This is a genomic window from Capnocytophaga sputigena (assembly GCF_002302495.1).
Lineage (GTDB): Bacteria > Bacteroidota > Bacteroidia > Flavobacteriales > Flavobacteriaceae > Capnocytophaga > Capnocytophaga sputigena.
In genome coordinates, this window is record NZ_CP022379.1 from 2289118 (window position 1) to 2304935 (window position 15818).

Below are 15818 nucleotides of genomic sequence, written 5' to 3' on the forward strand. Positions count from 1 at the left end.
TGTATTTTAGGTAAAAAAATAAGAGTTACTCATAAAATGAATAACTCTTATTTTTTTTAATTAATTTAAAACTTTACAATTATGCTTCTAATGGAATAACAGAAACATAAGATTTATCGTTTTTCTTTTTCTCGAATTTTACGATACCATCTATTTTAGCGTGCAAAGTATGGTCTTTACCAATGTACACGTTCTCGCCAGCATTGTGTTGAGTTCCACGTTGTCTAACGATAATGTTTCCAGCGATGGCAACTTGACCACCGAAAATTTTCACGCCTAAGCGTTTAGAGTGTGATTCTCTACCGTTCTTTGAACTACCGACACCTTTCTTGTGAGCCATTTTCTTAGATTTTTAAGTTTAACAATTATTTTACAACAATGTTCTCGATTACAATCTGGGTGAGGTACTGACGGTGTCCGTTCTTCACTTTGTAACCTTTACGTCTTTTCTTTTTGAATACGAGCACTTTGTCTCCTTTCAAATGTTTTAAAACTTTAGCTTCTACTGAAGCTCCGTTTATAGCTGGGGCGCCTACAGTTACAACTCCGTTGTTATCAATGAGAAGTACGTTAGAAAAAGTTACTTTTTCATCTTCTGCATTAGGCAAACGGTGCACGTAAACTTTTTGGTCTTTGCTTACTTTAAATTGTTGCCCTGCTATCTCTACAATTGCATACATAGCTTAACGTTTTTAATTATTGTTTAAATCGGCGGCAAAGGTACGAATTATTTTTTACGTGGCAAAATAAAATGAAAAATATTTGCTGCTTTTGTAGATATACTTTACCTTTGCCAAAGTTTAACAACACTTTTAGTTGGACAAGATTGTTAATTATTAATTGTCAATTGTATGAGAATTGTATTTATGGGAACGCCCGATTTTGCTTTAGCGTCCCTAAAAGCCTTAGTGGAAAATAACTATAACGTAGTGGGCGTGGTAACTGTTGCCGATAAACCTTCTGGTCGCGGACAAAAATTGCATCAGTCGCCTGTGAAAGTCTATGCCGAAAGTAAAGGTATACCCGTACTCCAACCTTTGAAACTCAAAGATGAGAATTTCCTTAGTGAACTTAAAGCCCTCCAACCTGATTTACAAATAGTCGTAGCTTTCCGTATGTTGCCTGAAGTGGTGTGGCGATTGCCTAAATATGGCACTTTCAACCTCCACGCTTCACTTTTGCCTAATTATCGCGGGGCTGCTCCTATCAATTGGGCGATTATCAATGGCGAAAAACAAACGGGGGTGACAACTTTCTTTATAGATGAAAAGATTGATACAGGTGCAATTATCGCTCAAGCTGTTACCCCTATTGATGCTCACGAAACAGCGGGTACACTCCACGATAAACTAATGTTACAAGGAGCTGATTTGGTACTCAAAACAGTAGATAGTATCGCTGCAGGTACTTGTACTACTCAGCCGCAAAACAAGGAGATTACTTTTGCCGAAGCACCTAAAATATATAAAGAAACCTGTAAAATCAATTGGGAAGAGGACGGGATGACTATCGAACGCCTTATTAGAGGGATGAGTCCGTATCCTACTGCTTGGGCGGAGTTTCCTCACAAGGGAGAAATGCTTGCTACCAAGGTGTATGATGCTGTTTTTGAGCCTTCAACTCATAATGAACCCATCGGGAAACTTTTAGTAGAGAAGAAACAACTGCGCGTAGCGGTGAAAGATGGGTTTATTCAGCTTTTAGAATTGCAACTCCCCGCCAAAAAGCGTATGAAAGCAGCCGATTTGCTCAACGGGTTTTCTTTTGAATAAAACTCAAAAATTACACAAAATATATTATTAAAAAAGACTTTGTAGCATTTTTGATGCTGCAAAGTCTTTTTTATTATTGATTTACAATTGTTTTTATTCGTTATTCAGCTTAGTAGGTTGAGGAGATTTAATAATTTTCTTCTTATTACCTTTCACTTTTTTAACTTTATCCTTTGTCCATACCATCAACTTGTGTGTGAGAGGGAAATGGAAAACTTCTTTGTCTTTGGCAATTCTTGCGGTGAGATAAATGCCTAAAGGCATTAATATCAAGGCCGGAATCCACGGAGCTAAAGCGGGGTTGATAGTGTTGTTCTCGGCTATGTTCTTCATAAACATTCCTATAAAATAATAGGATAAGAACAATATCATCGCAAAAACTAAGGGCAACCCTATACCGCCCTTTCGGATAAAAGCACCTAAAGGAGCAGCTACAAAAAAGAGTACAAAGCAAGCTATGGTGAGCGCAAACTTATCACTGAAGTTCATTATGTGCAAGTTCATCAGTTTGTAGCGATATTCAAGGTCGCTCTGGCGAAACTCCACATTGTCTAACTGTGCTTGGTTGTTGCTCATTGCCATCTCAAGCACTCGTTGTTGCTCACCGCTATTGAGCATTTTTAGCAATTGTGCCACCGATTTTACCTCTATAGGTGCTGCAGCTTTTTTCTTTTGTAACAAACTATCAGCAGGTATTGGTGGGGGAGGAGGGGCAGTGCTAAAGCCCGTACGGCGAAACATATTATTTCCGTAATCGGTGATGTTTTGTTTGAAATCCGAACGAAGTGAGTCGATAGCATAATCTAACTGATTTACGTTCATCATTCTATAAGTAGTAGCATCGGATTTTTCGTTGAAATCTACATTGTTTAGGTGAGAAAGGTCGAGGTTGATTACATATTTTTGAAAATGCACTTTGGCAAAAGGCATTTTCTGCTGAGTTTCATAGGTATTGGTTTTGATATCTTCGTAGTAAGTGCCATCTTCTAAGATGAGTTGGAGAAAGTTAGGGTTAGATTTAGCACTCCTCAATTCACCGCGTTTAGCATTGATAACTGTACGGTTTACTCTATCGGGTGTTTTTTTGTGAATGAGTACACTCTCCAAAAACTGGTCGTTGTCACCACTTTTTTTACCTACTTTAATACTGATATCTTCTCCTATATTAGAGAAAACCCCTTCGGCTATAGCCATTGCAGGTTTTACTTTGGCGATGTTCGACCTGAGGGTATACACCTCGCGATAGGCTACCGGAATCACATTGTTAGCCAAGAAGAAAGTGCCTATACTCAATAATGCCATTAAGATAATCAGTGGTCGCATTACACGCATCAGCGAAATACCTGAGGCTTTCATTGCAGCAAACTCATAGCTCTCGGCAAAAGCTCCAAAGGTCATAATTGAAGCAATTACCACTGCCAGAGGCATAATGATAGGGATGAGTTGCGGAATGAAATAAATGAGGAATTTGAATATAATCCAAAGTTCCAAGCCACGCCCTGCCAGCTCATCGATGTATGTGAAAATAGTGTGGAATACAAAGATGAGAATTAAGATAGAGAGTGCCCCGAGGAAATTTTTGAGGAACTGAGTAATGATATAGCGGTCAATGATTTTCATACAACTAAGCTAACGGACTAACAACTACATTTCGGTGATAGTATAACCGTCTTTTTTATATTTTTCGCGGTCAAACTTAAAGATGTTAGCCGATAACGGCTGATTGGTTTTGAAAGTATTCACTGTAATAGTGGTTTTAGTGCCGTTTTTGCCTATTTCAATAAGGTTGTAGATGTGTTTAGTTTGAATATCAATACCTAATAGGATTTGTTTTACCTCGCTATTAGCTTTTTGAGGTTTTAATTCTACGTATTGAATTTTGCGACCACGTACATTTTGTTGTATATCCCATTTGTACTTATAGCCTTTTTTGTAGAAGGTAAGCATTTTAGAGGGGGTAATGGTACTATCGTCGGAAGCGTTTTTTTCTATGGTAATTTCTTCGTTTTCAGGAACAATAGTATATGTTTTACTGCCGTCGTACATTTTAGTAGCTCCTAAATAGTTTAGCACATACTTATCTTTGGCAATAGTTACATTACCTTTAGTTTCCTGATTGATATTTTCAGCAATATTATCGAGGTTGTATTTAAAATCTATATAGATATTGTTGTAAGCCACCATTTTAGCATACACTTCATCTAATAGTTTTTTAGCTTTATCAACCTGTTGGGCTTGTATGGTTACGCTACAAAGAGCGATGATGACCAATAGTATTCTTTTCATTTTCAGTGTTTTTAATGATTTTAGTTCAAGATTACAAGCAATTTTCGTGCCAATCAAAGTAAAAGCCAAATAGTAAAAAGGCTATTTGGCTTTTGTTGATTGTTTTATCAATTATTTATTAATAACTATTTTCGTCAATTTCTACTTTGCCCCAGAATACTTTGTAAGCAAAATAAGTGTAGATAAGCAATAGAGGTGCACCTATCGCTGTGATAGTGAGCATAATCTCTAATGATTTTTGAGAAGCAGCAGCGTTGTAAACGGTGATGCTATTGCCTGTTTCTAAAGTAGTTCTCAAGAAAGTAGGGTGCAAGTTGAGTGCGGCTACTACCATAAAGAAAGCAATAGTGAGTATTGTGCCTACAAAAGCCTTTTTATAGTCTTTTTTCTTCATAAAGAATGCTATGCTCAAGATGCTGAGGAGCAATAGAGTAGGGAATACTTTTAGCGCAGTACTGTTGGCGATATTCTCAGCCAAATGCGGTGTGAGCATACTGTAAATCGCTACAGCTGTGAACACTACCACAAAAGCGAGATAAGCGTAATTGATGCGTTTCTCGATGCGGTGGTGCATATCACCGTGAGTTTTGATGAGTAAATACAAACCTCCGTGTACCATAAAAAGCAATAAAGTCATTACGCCTACAAGCAGTGCATAAGGAGTAAGGAATGTAAAGAGAGCGCCTCCTTGGTATACGAAGTTCTCGTCTAATGGTAATCCTTGTAATACGTTGGCAATCACTACTCCTAAGAGTACGGGTAACACAATGCTGCACACGCTGTAAACAGTGTCCCAAGTATTGCGCCAACGATCACTATCCTCTTTGCCACGTACCTCAATGGCTACTGCTCTAAAGATAATAAAAGTGAGGAATAGCATAAAAGGTGTGTTCATAGCCGAAAACAATTCGGCATACATTAGTGGGAAGCCTGCAAAAATACCAGCACCCCCAATTACTAACCACGCCTCATTACCATCCCACACAGGACCTATGGCATTCAGAGCTACGCGGCGTTCTTTTTTCTTATCGAAGCACAAATGCCACGCTCCTGCGCCGAAGTCAAAGCCGTCTAAAATAGCATAGCCTGTAATCAAAAATCCTATAATGATGAACCACCACGTAGGGTAGTCAATTCCTAAAAATGTTTCCATATCTGTATAATGTTATGCTGTTTGTAATTGTTCTTGAGTGTCGTGTTCATCAATACCGTGAACAATTTTCTTGTTCATCAAGTAGATGAATAAAGCGAAGAGGATGATATAAACAACGGTAAATAAGATAATTGCGAAGAGTATTTGGTTCGCTGTTACCGATTTAGACAACGCATCGCTAGTGCGCAAGAGTTTGTACACTATCCAAGGTTGGCGACCCATTTCGGCTGCAAACCAACCTACTTGATTACCTATTTGAGGCAAGAGTACACTCCATACAAAAATGTGCAAGAGCCAACGTTTGTCGTACAATTTGCCTCTCCACAATAGGAAAGAAGCATAGAGAGTAAGTGCGATGAGGAACATACCAATGGCTACCATTATATGATAGAATTGGAATACAGCATTCACTTGCCCTGGGCGGTCTTCCACTGGATATTGGTCGAGACCTGTTACAGGAGCTGCTGTGTCGTAATGAATCATATATGAAAGTCCGTTAGGGATTTTCACTCCGTGAGTTACCTCGTTTTGTTTATCCACCCAACCAAAGAGATAGAGATCGGCAGGACCTGTTTGAAAATGTCCTTCCATAGCTGCCAATTTCTCAGGTTGATTTTGAGCTACACCATCAGCTGAACTGTGTCCTGAAACTAATTGCAACAAGCACACAACAGTAGCAATGATAAGGGTTACTTTAAAGGCTTTTTTAGAAATTTCGACGTGGCGACCTTTGAGTAAATACCAAGCGTGTACGCTCAATACCAAGAAGATACCAGCTAAGAAAGCCCCTTGCCATACGTGCCATATACGATCTACACTTGAGGGGTTGAACACCATTGCCCAAAAATCGGTAATGACGGCTTTAGCTTGCAAACCTTCACCAGCAACTACATAACCTGCAGGAGTTTGTTGCCAGCTGTTAGCAATCACAATCCAGATAGCGGAACACATAGAACCTAAGAACACCCCAAGGGTTGCTAAGAAATGCCATATAGGTTTTACTTTGTTCCACCCGAAAAGTACAATACCAAGACAGGTACTTTCAAGTGCAAAAGCAAAAACACCTTCAGCAGCCAAGGCACTACCAAAAATATCGCCTACATAACGCGAATAGGTAGCCCAGTTAGTACCAAATTCAAATTCCATTACAATCCCTGTAGCGACACCCAAACCAAAGGTAAGTGAGAAGATGCGCGTCCAAAAGCGGGCGAGCGTGTCATACTCTTTTTTACCAGTGCGCAAGTAGATGCCCTTAAAGACAACCATTAGCAGTCCAAGCCCTATACTTAAAGGCGGATAGATGTAATGGAACGCAATTGTGAGCGCAAACTGCACCCGTGCTAAAATTTCTGTTTCCATACGTGAGTAATTTAATTAGTGAAATATGCGACAAAAATACGCTAAGTGATTGAGATTCCCAAAGAAAAACTAAAGAAATAACGCTAATTTATATTGTTTCTAATTAAATGAGCAAATTTGAAAATTAGTAAATTTGCAAATCGACAAATTTGCAAATTGATAAATTATTTGTATCTTTGCCAAAAACAAGACAATATCAGTATGATAAAATTACACATCACCAACGAAACCAATAGGTTAGAAGCCGTAATTTTAGGTACGGCTACCAGCAATGGACCTACTCCTAAACTCGAAGAAGCCTACGACCCTAAGTCGGCAGAGCACATCAAAGCAGGTACCTATCCTATAGAAAAGGATATGGTAGCCGAAATGGATGCTTTTCGTGCAGTACTTGAAAAATACAATGTAAAAGTATATCGCCCTGAAATTATTACCGATTGCAACCAAATATTCACTCGCGATATTGGTTTTGTGATTGAAGATACTTTTATCAAAGCAAATATCCTGCCCGATAGACAAGCTGAATTTCAGGCTATTGAATATATTGTCGCTCAAATGCCTCCTGAAAAAGTGATTACTCCTCCCGCCGATATACATATTGAAGGGGGCGATGTAATGCCTTGGAACGACCATATTTTTATTGGTACTTATAAAGGTGCTGACTATAAAGAACAAGTAACTGCGCGTACTAATATGGCAGGCGTTGCCTTTATCCAGCAGCTTTTTCCTCATAAAAAAGTGAAGGAGTTTGATTTGCTCAAATCAAAAACTGAAGCACGTGACAATGCCCTGCATCTCGATTGCTGCTTCCAGCCCGTAGGAAAAGACAAAGGGATTATCTACAAAGGAGGCTTCCGATCCGAAACTGATTATCAATATTTGGTAGACCTCTTTGGCAAAGAAAACCTCTTCCATATAGAGCGAGAAGAAATGTACAATATGTGTAGTAATGTGTTTTCTATCAGTCCAGAAGTAGTGGTTTCCGAAAAGAATTTCACTCGCCTAAACCAATGGTTGCGCTCACAAGGCTTCACTGTAGAGGAAATTCCATATTCCGAAATTGCCAAACAAGAAGGATTGTTGCGATGCTCTACCTTACCACTCTGTCGTACTACCGATTAACCAATTAGTAAATTAGCCCGTGCGGCTCGCACCAAATTATTTAGACTGCTTACATATTTAGGTGTTTTAATGATAAAAGTTCGCTGTATCTTGTGTTATTTACAGCGAACTTCTTATTTTTGCCCCTGAAAACACAACTGTAAGTAGTATCAATCACTAACAAGCTATGACACAACATTCTATCTCAAAGAACAAATCTTTCTACTGCATAGGGCTTAGTTACCAAAAAGCCGATGCGACTATACGTGGGATGTTTAGTCTTACCCCTGAAAATAAAGACCAATTGCTCTCTCAAGCTAAAGAAGAAGGCTTTGAGGAGCTTTTAGTTATTTCTACTTGTAACCGCACGGAACTCTATGGCTATGCCGAACACCCTTTTCAACTCATTCAATTGTTATGTGAATACGCTAAAGGCTCGGTAGATGATTTCCAAAAAGTAGGCTATGTAAACAAAAGCAAAGAAGCTGTAGAACATCTTTTTAGAGTAGGTACAGGTTTAGATAGCCAAATATTAGGAGATTTTGAAATCATAGGGCAGATGAAACAAGCCTTTGCGCTCTCACGCGACAAAGGATTGGCAAATGCTTTCTTAGAGCGATTGATGAATTGTGTAATCAATGCGAGCAAGCGCATCAAGAATGAAACAGCTCTATCCTCAGGAGCTGCCTCGGTATCGTTTACGGCGGTACAGTACATTATGCAAAATGTGCCTGAAGTGTCACAAAAAAATATCCTCCTCTTTGGAGTAGGAAAGATAGGGCGTAACACTTGCGAGAACCTTATTAAGCACACTCAAAATAAGCATATTACCCTTATCAACCGCACACGTGAGAAGGCTGAGCAGGTAGCAGGAAAATTCAACGTAGTGGTAAAAGATTTTGCCGATTTGCAAACTGAAATTAGCAAAGCCGATGTACTTGTAGTTGCTACTGGAGCAGCTACCCCTACTGTACACAAGGAATTTATCAACCCTAATAAGCCTATTCTCATATTAGACCTTTCTATCCCTAAAAATGTAGCTGAAGAGGTGGTACAACTCCCTAATGTAACCCTTTTGCATATGGATGAACTTTCTAAACGCAAAGATGAAGCCTTAGAACGTCGCAAAGAATCCATCCCGCAGGCTCTAGAGATTATAGAAGAGGTAAAAGGAGAATTTTTCCAATGGGTAGACAATCGCAAATTTGCACCTACTATTAAAGCGCTGAAATCTAAACTCGAAAGCCTTAAAAATGCTGAAATGGATTTTCATCGCAAGAAGATTAGCGATTTCAACGAGGAACAAGCTGAACTCATTAGCAATCGCATCATTCAAAAAATTACTACTCAGTTGGTAAATCACCTGAAAGACACATCGTCTATCGATGAAAGCATCAGTTGGTTACAAGAAGTCTTCCAATTAGAAGTGAGTGCTTAAAATTTTGAAAAATATACATAATAGCGAATTATAAACAAAGAGAGGCTGCCTTATATAGGCAGCCTCTCTTTTTAGGTTCAAATATTTTTTCAAAATTCATCTTTAATTTTTTAGAACACTGAGTCGTCTTCTATAAGTTTTAAAACATTTAAGTATTTAGAAGTTTTTAAGTATTTAGCGTCGTTGTAGTAAGCAAAAATCATTGTTTTATCTTTAATAGTATTGATTACTTGCTTGTAGATATTAGGGGGCAACACGGGGCAACCCAAACTTCTGCCCATACGTCCGTTGCGAGCGATATAGCTTTCGTTAGCATAATCGGCAGTGTGAATTACTACAGCACGTTTTGCCAAATTGCTGTTGTAACCTTTTTCATCGCCGTGGAGCGTTAGGCTATAGCCATTACTGCCTTCGTAAGTTTCTCCAGTGATATAAAAACCAATGCTACTTTTGTTAGATTCCTCTACATCAGAAAAAGAAGTAGCCAAGCGTTCTCCGCTTTTTTTGCCGTGTGCTACATAAGTGTAGTACACAATTTTCATTTTTTCTAAATCGATAGTATAAAAGCGTTTAGAATTACAATCTTTAGTGAAATCAATAATCGAGAAGAGTTCTTTATCGTTTAAGCGGTGTTGTTTTTTAAGTGATTGATAGCCTATATAAGCATAGCGAAAAGCCTCAAAGCTGAGGTCGTATTGGGCAGCGTTGAGCTCGCTGTATAAATCTTTGATGTTTAATTCTGCTTTTTTTAAAGCTAATTGACGTTCTTTACTTAAGTGTGTTTGCGCTTTAGCAAAGTACAAAAATGTACTCAAAACAAAGATAAGAAATAAAAAAAAGTACCTTTTGTTCATAGTGTTGTTAAGGGGTGTTTTAAAAAAAATAATACTAAGAAATCATTGCTGGGTGCAAAAGTAGTATATTTTTCCCATATTGTGTATATTTACACACAACTTTAACAATTATTTAACGTTGTAAACTGATTTGCGGTAGGTTTTACAAGCATTTGTAAGAGGAAGCTGTTTTTATGACGCAATAATTATACCGTTTTTTTAGGTTTCAGGGGGCAGGGGTTAGGTTTTAGGTTTTAGCAAATTGGCAAATTGACAAATTATTACTACTTTTGCTTTCTGATTGAAAATAACAACTTTATGCGCACACTGCTAATCGCTCTTTTCTCCTTTTGTTTTAGCACTGCTTTAGCCCAAAAAGCAGATGCCGAAACAGTGCGCTTTATAATGTCGCTTGATACGTTAAAAGAGAACCAACAAGCTGCTGCAATCAAACAATTTATAGCTGAAACATTTCCATCTCAGCAGGGGGGTAACTCTCCTGCTTATTGGCTTACCAAAGTGCGCTTGCTAAAAGCTGAAAAGAAAAAAGATAGTATTACTTATGCTTTAAATGCAGTGCAACTGAAAGATAATCAATATGAATTGGCAGTTTTGCACTTTGTAGAGAGTTTGCAAGCAAAAAATGAGTACAAATCGTTAGCGCCTCACCAAACTGTAAAAGCACTCTTGCAACAAACCCAAATAGCAGAACAACACCATTGCAGGAATGTGTACAGATTATACGATGAGTTGGCTAAATATGCTTACCTAAATGCGTTGAGTTTTGGCAATTACACCGAAAGCAAAAAATACGTACAACAATATATAGACCACCACCCTTACAAGCAGCATCCCCGCGTGCGACAACGGTATTACGATATTTCTTGTATGATTGCCCTCAGCGAGAAAAATATCAATGATTTTGAAAAATACTACGCATTAGCGGCTCCTTTAGCCAAAAAATTGAACGAGCCCGAAGCTCTCAATCGCTTGCATCAGTTTGAAGCTGAATACTACAAACTTACAGGCAAAAACGCACAATCATTAGCAATAATGCAACAGAGTTTTCAAGTGGCGAAAAAGCGCCATAATCTTTCCCCTCAGTTGCTGCTCAATATGTCGCGTACCTTTCTGCAAAACAAACAGTACGATTCGGCTATCTACTACTCGCGCGAGGCAATTGCGATGAATCGCGCTATCGGTGCTGACCCCGCAAACAGTTTTAACTACTATCGCGCTCTCAACGAGGCTTATAAAAAGAAAGGTGATTACCGCAATGCTTACTACGCACTAGATACTGTACTCACCCTTTTTGCAGCTCGCGAAAAATCCATACAAGCCGATAAAAACAACGAATTGCTCACTCAGTTCCAAACCGAGAAAAAAGACCTGCAAATCAGGACTCTGAAAATAAACAACGAGCTGAGCGAAAAGAGAATTTCTCAACAGAAGTTCCTCATTATAGCTATTGTATTCTTTCTGGGGGTAATTTTGGTGTTGTTTTATCTCTTTTACAACCGCAGGCTGTTGAAAGCTAAAAACAAACAACTTCAAGCTGAAAACAAACAATTGCTCTTAGAACAACAAACCCGACAACTACAACTAAATCCGCATTTTATATACAACGCAATCGCTAACCTGCAAGGACTTATCGGCGACCAGCAAACTGAGCGTGCCAATAGTTACCTCGTAGCTTTCTCTCAATTTATTAGAAAACAATTGGAGTTAAATCGCGAAGAGACTATCACCTTACAAGAGGAAATAGAAGCCATTGAAATTTATGTAAAACTTCAGCAAATGCGATATGAGAACCGTTTTACTTTTCACGTAGAAACCGATTTGGATACCGAAGCCTACTTGATTCCGCCTATGCTCATTCAGCCTTTTGTAGAAAATGCTATTGAACACGGCTTTAAAAATATCAACTACCAAGGAGTGCTCACGCTTATCATAGAGGAAAAAGACAACAAACTGCATCTTATCCTTATTGATAATGGCAATGGCAAAGGGGTGTCTAACCCTCATAAAAAATCGCTTTCTAAACTGATTACCCAAGAGCGTTTAGACCTTTTGTTTAACACCCAACAAAAAGGCAATGCTTATTTTGAAGCTGCCCCCTTGTCCCCTCCCGAAACTGGTTACCGAGTAGCAATTGTAATCCCCGTAATCCCCTCTTAACAGATATGAAAGTTTATATTTTAGAAGACGAAATTAATATTTTAAAATACCTCATCTCCTTAGTTGAGGCACTTCCGTTTGTGCAAATTGTAGGCTATGCTTCCGAAATTGCTAAAGCCGAAAAAGAAATTCCTATTTTGCAACCTGAGCTCATCCTTTCGGATATTCAGCTTGCTGATGGCAATAGTTTTACACTTTTTTCACGGATAAAAACTGATAGTTTGCAGATTATCTTTATCACCGCCTTCAATCAGTTTGCTATGGAAGCCCTAAATTTAGGCGCTTTTGCCTATCTGTTAAAACCTATAGACAAAACTACTCTAAACGATACCCTATTGCGTTGTTACCAAAAACAAGAGCAATACAAGTTCAACCAACACCAAATGCAATTGGCAATGCAGTATTACACCGAAAAGAAAGAAGTGACCAAACTCGCCCTCAAAACAGCTGATTGCATACAAATAGTGCCCGTACAAGATATTGTGTATTGCCAAAGTGATAAAGGCTATACTACCTTCTACCTCGCCGATAAACAGCAAATTGTAGTGAGTAAAGTGCTAAAAGAATACGAATCGCTGTTGCCCGAAACGCAATTTGTGCGTTGCCACCAGTCGTATTTGGTGAATAGCACCTATATAAAGAAGTACTACAAAGATGGACTCTTAGAACTTACTACCGGTCATACGCTCCCCGTATCCGACCGCAAACGCGAATACGTACAAGAATTTTTGTTGAAAAACTAATAGGCAAATCAGCAAATTGCCCAACTTCTTCCGCACTTATTTACCCAACTTCTGCGAATATTGAAATTCTTTTTTTTGTAACTATATATCCCATACTTTTGCCTCAAGAGAAACCTCCTCTTCCTTTATAGATTTTGGAGCTAACCTTTATCTATAAACCTTGAAATGAAAGTTTAACAAAAGTTTAACTTTGTTTTAACATATTGGGGGGGTAAATTCTTAACTTTGCCGCGTAAAATTTACAAACAAATAACGAAAATTAAAAAAAGTAACATCTATGGGACTCTTAGACAGGAACATCACCATTACTTTTCTCGAAGGAAAAGTATCTTTAGAAGACTTATTTGAGCTATTAAAAGAAAAGCTCGGTAACAAGTATGAGGTAAAATTTCTCAAAAAAGGTAGTGCAGCCGCTCAGTTTCTGGGAACTGGTAATGCTGAAGATCGCATTTTTGTAGCCAAAAACGCTTATCACCGTACGCTCATCACCACCAAATATGCTCCAATGACCGATGATATGAGCCGTGAAGATACTTACCTCGGTTTTGACCGCAGTACTATGAAAGGTTGGCTCAAAATGCTTTACTCTGAAGGAGGCTGGATAGGGCAATGGATTATCAGAACTATATATGGTAGCAACCAAGATTTTGATACCGATATCCTCGACGCTATCAACAGCAAATACCCTGTACAACAAAAAGACCAAAACGTAGGTATTTCAGCCTTGTGGAAGAAAAACAATTAATTTTAAATATAAATATCGTATGAAAAAAATCGTATTCGTAGTAGGGACAGTAATAGCCCTTTTGATTACCGCTTGTGGTGGTAATAGCAACTCTAAAAAAGAGGATAAGAAAATAACTTTTGCCGATAAAGATATTATCGGTGCATTGAAAACGGCTTTAGAGAAAAGTCCTTTAGCTGATAAAGAGTTTACTAGAGTACATTTTGGGAGTGAAGGTCCTATGAACGATGTGTTTAAGGATATTTCGGTTGGTTATTTTAATCCAGGTGACAAACAATTTTTCTCTCAAAATGTAGATGCCCAAGGAGTAGCGGTGGGTGAACCTCAAGCTCGTCCAAAAGACAGAGATGATGAGTTCATTTTCAAAGCAGCGGATATACCTTATGCTCGCATTGGTACTGAAATACAAGAAGCAAAGAAATTTTTAGCAGAAAACAAAGATTTTGCTGATTTTCATAACTTTACTGTTTCCGAAATTATCATAGATAAACAAAGAAGAAGCAAATTTCCCAATCATATAATGAATACCATCTATATTGATATGAATAAAAAGGGGGAATCAGAAAGTTATTACTACAGAGTCCATCTTTTAAAAACTGAAGAAGGTGGTAAGTTTGAAGTGTCTGAAAACTAATAAAAATGAATTTAACAGAAGCCCAAGAACTCGTACTAAAGGAATGTGAACGCGAAAAGAAAATCGCACTTCGCAACCTTATTCTCGTAATTGCATTGGTGGTGATTGTAATAACACTACTCGCTGTTTTTGCTTTGCCTTTTATCAGCAAGGCGCTTAGTAGCAGCGACAGCATTCCACCGCATATCAAGTATATCCTCCCTGTTGCTATTTTGCTTTCGCTCTACTACCCTATAATGCGCACTCGCACTATCTTTACCCGCGCTAAAAAAGTAGATGAATTTTTCGCTCTTTTGCAACAAGGTCAGGAGGTGCGTATCCAGAATGAAATAGAGACCTACCTCACTACCGTACCTTTAGGAAAAGTAAAGTATCAGTTAGACCCTATTACTTATTTATATGTGTCTATAGGAACGCAAAATTTTGAGTTGCCTATTGCTAAATATGCAGCCCCCGAACTGAAACGCGTGCTCAACCAGCCGCAAAATTTAGCTACTTACAACACTGTAATGCAGGAGCTTTACAGCGATGAAATAACTACTTCACAAGCAACAGCTCCTCAAGAAACGATTGTGCTCAAACCTGTTGAAGAGTTCCGCACTTTTGCCGAAAATGAATTTGGTGCTGAACTGGCTGCTATGGAAAAAGGACGTACCACTACCAAAAAAATGACTTATGTGCAATTCGCTTTTGCCTTTGGAGTAATAGGTTTGATAGGCTTCTTAGTCGCTTCAGGTAGATTGAGTTTTAGCAATCCTGTGAATATCTTTATCGTAATAGGTATCATCACTGTAGGGAGTTATGTGTGGGGTATGCTCTCCAAGCGATACGCTCAAAACCAACTCTCTGGCGCCGGTGATTATACCCAAGTGAAAAAGAAAATCTTTGGCAAATTAGTGAATTATATCAGTCCGCAGTTTGCTTATTACGAGAATGCACACATAGGTATAGCCGAATTTTTAGATTCGTTGTTATTCAAAGCGGAACGTTATACCCTTAAAGGAGGTGACCAAATCGTAGGGCATTACAACGGAATGCCTTTCCAATCGAGCAATCTCAGTGTTACATTTCGTCCTAATTTCCGCAACGAAAAAGAAGGTGATGATGTAGTTTTCTACGGGAATTACTTTGTAGCGCGTTCTCCCAAAAAGTTTGAACACCCTATTGTAATCCACCCCGTAAAAGGTTTCTTTAGCGACTTTAAAGACAATGAAATAGCTACTTACCTCAACCGAGGTGGAGAAAAAATACGCTTAGAAGACCCCGAGTTTCAAAAACAGTTTGAAGTGTATTGCGACGACCAGATAACAGCGCGCTATGTGCTTACTCCAGCCTTTATGCAACGCCTTAAAAAACTGAACGAACGTCACAAAGGGCAAGTGTATATCGCGATCAACAAGCATAATATTGTGATCGCTACCAATGAAGGCAATGCCCTTATGCGTACCGATAATTCGCCTACCGCGATGCTCTTCCAAAAGATAGACCTCACTATGGTAGAAAGTGTATACCGAGAACTTATAGAACAATTGCAAATGCTTGACACAATAGGGGGTAGGGGATAACCCTAACCCCT

The 15818-nt window shown here is 38.6% G+C and carries 14 protein-coding genes and 1 pseudogene; 8 read left to right on the top strand and 7 right to left on the bottom strand.

The features are described 5' to 3' along the window. Window positions 1-79: 79 nt before the first annotated feature. Window positions 80-340, bottom strand: a complete 261-nt coding sequence (gene rpmA, locus CGC57_RS10320; protein WP_002679833.1) for a 50S ribosomal protein L27 — start codon at window positions 338-340, stop codon at window positions 80-82. Window positions 341-374: 34 nt separating this feature from the next. After that, a pseudogene (gene rplU, locus CGC57_RS10325) lies at window positions 375-680 on the bottom strand (50S ribosomal protein L21); the annotation flags it as partial. 171 nt (window positions 681-851) lie between these two features. Here rplU and fmt point away from each other — a divergent pair. Beyond that, on the top strand, window positions 852-1772 hold the full coding sequence (gene fmt, locus CGC57_RS10330) for a methionyl-tRNA formyltransferase (RefSeq protein WP_095899050.1): 921 nt from the start codon (window positions 852-854) through the stop codon (window positions 1770-1772). Window positions 1773-1865: 93 nt separating this feature from the next. Here fmt and CGC57_RS10335 read toward each other — a convergent pair whose 3' ends face one another. The 4 genes from CGC57_RS10335 to CGC57_RS10350 all read right to left on the bottom strand — a co-directional run bounded on the left by CGC57_RS10335 (window position 1866) and on the right by CGC57_RS10350 (window position 6570). Continuing rightward, on the bottom strand, window positions 1866-3392 hold the full coding sequence (locus tag CGC57_RS10335) for an LptF/LptG family permease (protein ID WP_095899051.1): 1527 nt from the start codon (window positions 3390-3392) through the stop codon (window positions 1866-1868). A 24-nt stretch (window positions 3393-3416) separates the two neighbouring features. Beyond that, window positions 3417-4058 carry an outer membrane lipoprotein periplasmic chaperone LolA1 gene (gene lolA1 / locus CGC57_RS10340; protein ID WP_095899052.1) on the bottom strand — a complete coding sequence of 214 codons (642 nt, stop codon included), beginning with the start codon at window positions 4056-4058 and terminating at the stop codon, window positions 3417-3419. 118 nt (window positions 4059-4176) lie between these two features. Continuing rightward, window positions 4177-5211 (bottom strand): cytochrome d ubiquinol oxidase subunit II, encoded by a 1035-nt coding sequence (cydB, locus tag CGC57_RS10345; protein WP_095899053.1) that lies wholly within the window; start codon window positions 5209-5211, stop codon window positions 4177-4179. Between the two features lie 12 nt (window positions 5212-5223). After that, the gene (locus CGC57_RS10350) at window positions 5224-6570 is read right to left on the bottom strand and encodes a cytochrome ubiquinol oxidase subunit I (RefSeq protein WP_095899054.1); all 1347 of its coding nucleotides are present in this window, start codon (window positions 6568-6570) and stop codon (window positions 5224-5226) included. 201 nt (window positions 6571-6771) lie between these two features. On the opposite strand from CGC57_RS10350, the gene CGC57_RS10355 reads away from it, so the two are divergent. Together CGC57_RS10355 and hemA are read left to right on the top strand one after the other, a co-directional pair. Beyond that, entirely contained in the window at window positions 6772-7692 is a 921-nt protein-coding gene (locus tag CGC57_RS10355; protein WP_095899055.1) for a dimethylarginine dimethylaminohydrolase family protein, read from the top strand. A gap of 166 nt (window positions 7693-7858) precedes the next feature. Further along, on the top strand, window positions 7859-9109 hold the full coding sequence (gene hemA, locus CGC57_RS10360) for a glutamyl-tRNA reductase (protein WP_095899056.1): 1251 nt from the start codon (window positions 7859-7861) through the stop codon (window positions 9107-9109). 110 nt (window positions 9110-9219) lie between these two features. On the opposite strand, the gene CGC57_RS10365 is transcribed toward hemA, so the two are convergent. Further along, complete coding sequence (locus CGC57_RS10365; RefSeq protein WP_095899057.1) at window positions 9220-9963, bottom strand: murein L,D-transpeptidase catalytic domain family protein; 744 nt, start codon at window positions 9961-9963, stop codon at window positions 9220-9222. 297 nt (window positions 9964-10260) lie between these two features. Between CGC57_RS10365 and CGC57_RS10370 the strand changes: the two genes are divergently transcribed. The 5 genes from CGC57_RS10370 to CGC57_RS10390 all read left to right on the top strand — a co-directional run bounded on the left by CGC57_RS10370 (window position 10261) and on the right by CGC57_RS10390 (window position 15807). Then, window positions 10261-12120, top strand: a complete 1860-nt coding sequence (locus CGC57_RS10370; protein ID WP_095899058.1) for a sensor histidine kinase — start codon at window positions 10261-10263, stop codon at window positions 12118-12120. Between the two features lie 5 nt (window positions 12121-12125). Beyond that, window positions 12126-12863: a LytR/AlgR family response regulator transcription factor gene (locus CGC57_RS10375; RefSeq protein WP_095899059.1), complete on the top strand. Its 738-nt coding sequence runs from the start codon at window positions 12126-12128 to the stop codon at window positions 12861-12863. Between the two features lie 277 nt (window positions 12864-13140). After that, on the top strand, window positions 13141-13608 hold the full coding sequence (locus CGC57_RS10380; RefSeq protein ID WP_095899060.1) for a hypothetical protein: 468 nt from the start codon (window positions 13141-13143) through the stop codon (window positions 13606-13608). 19 nt (window positions 13609-13627) lie between these two features. Further along, on the top strand, window positions 13628-14242 hold the full coding sequence (locus CGC57_RS10385) for a hypothetical protein (RefSeq protein ID WP_095899061.1): 615 nt from the start codon (window positions 13628-13630) through the stop codon (window positions 14240-14242). 5 nt (window positions 14243-14247) lie between these two features. Further along, on the top strand, window positions 14248-15807 hold the full coding sequence (locus CGC57_RS10390) for a DUF3137 domain-containing protein (RefSeq protein ID WP_095899062.1): 1560 nt from the start codon (window positions 14248-14250) through the stop codon (window positions 15805-15807). Window positions 15808-15818 lie beyond the last annotated feature (11 nt).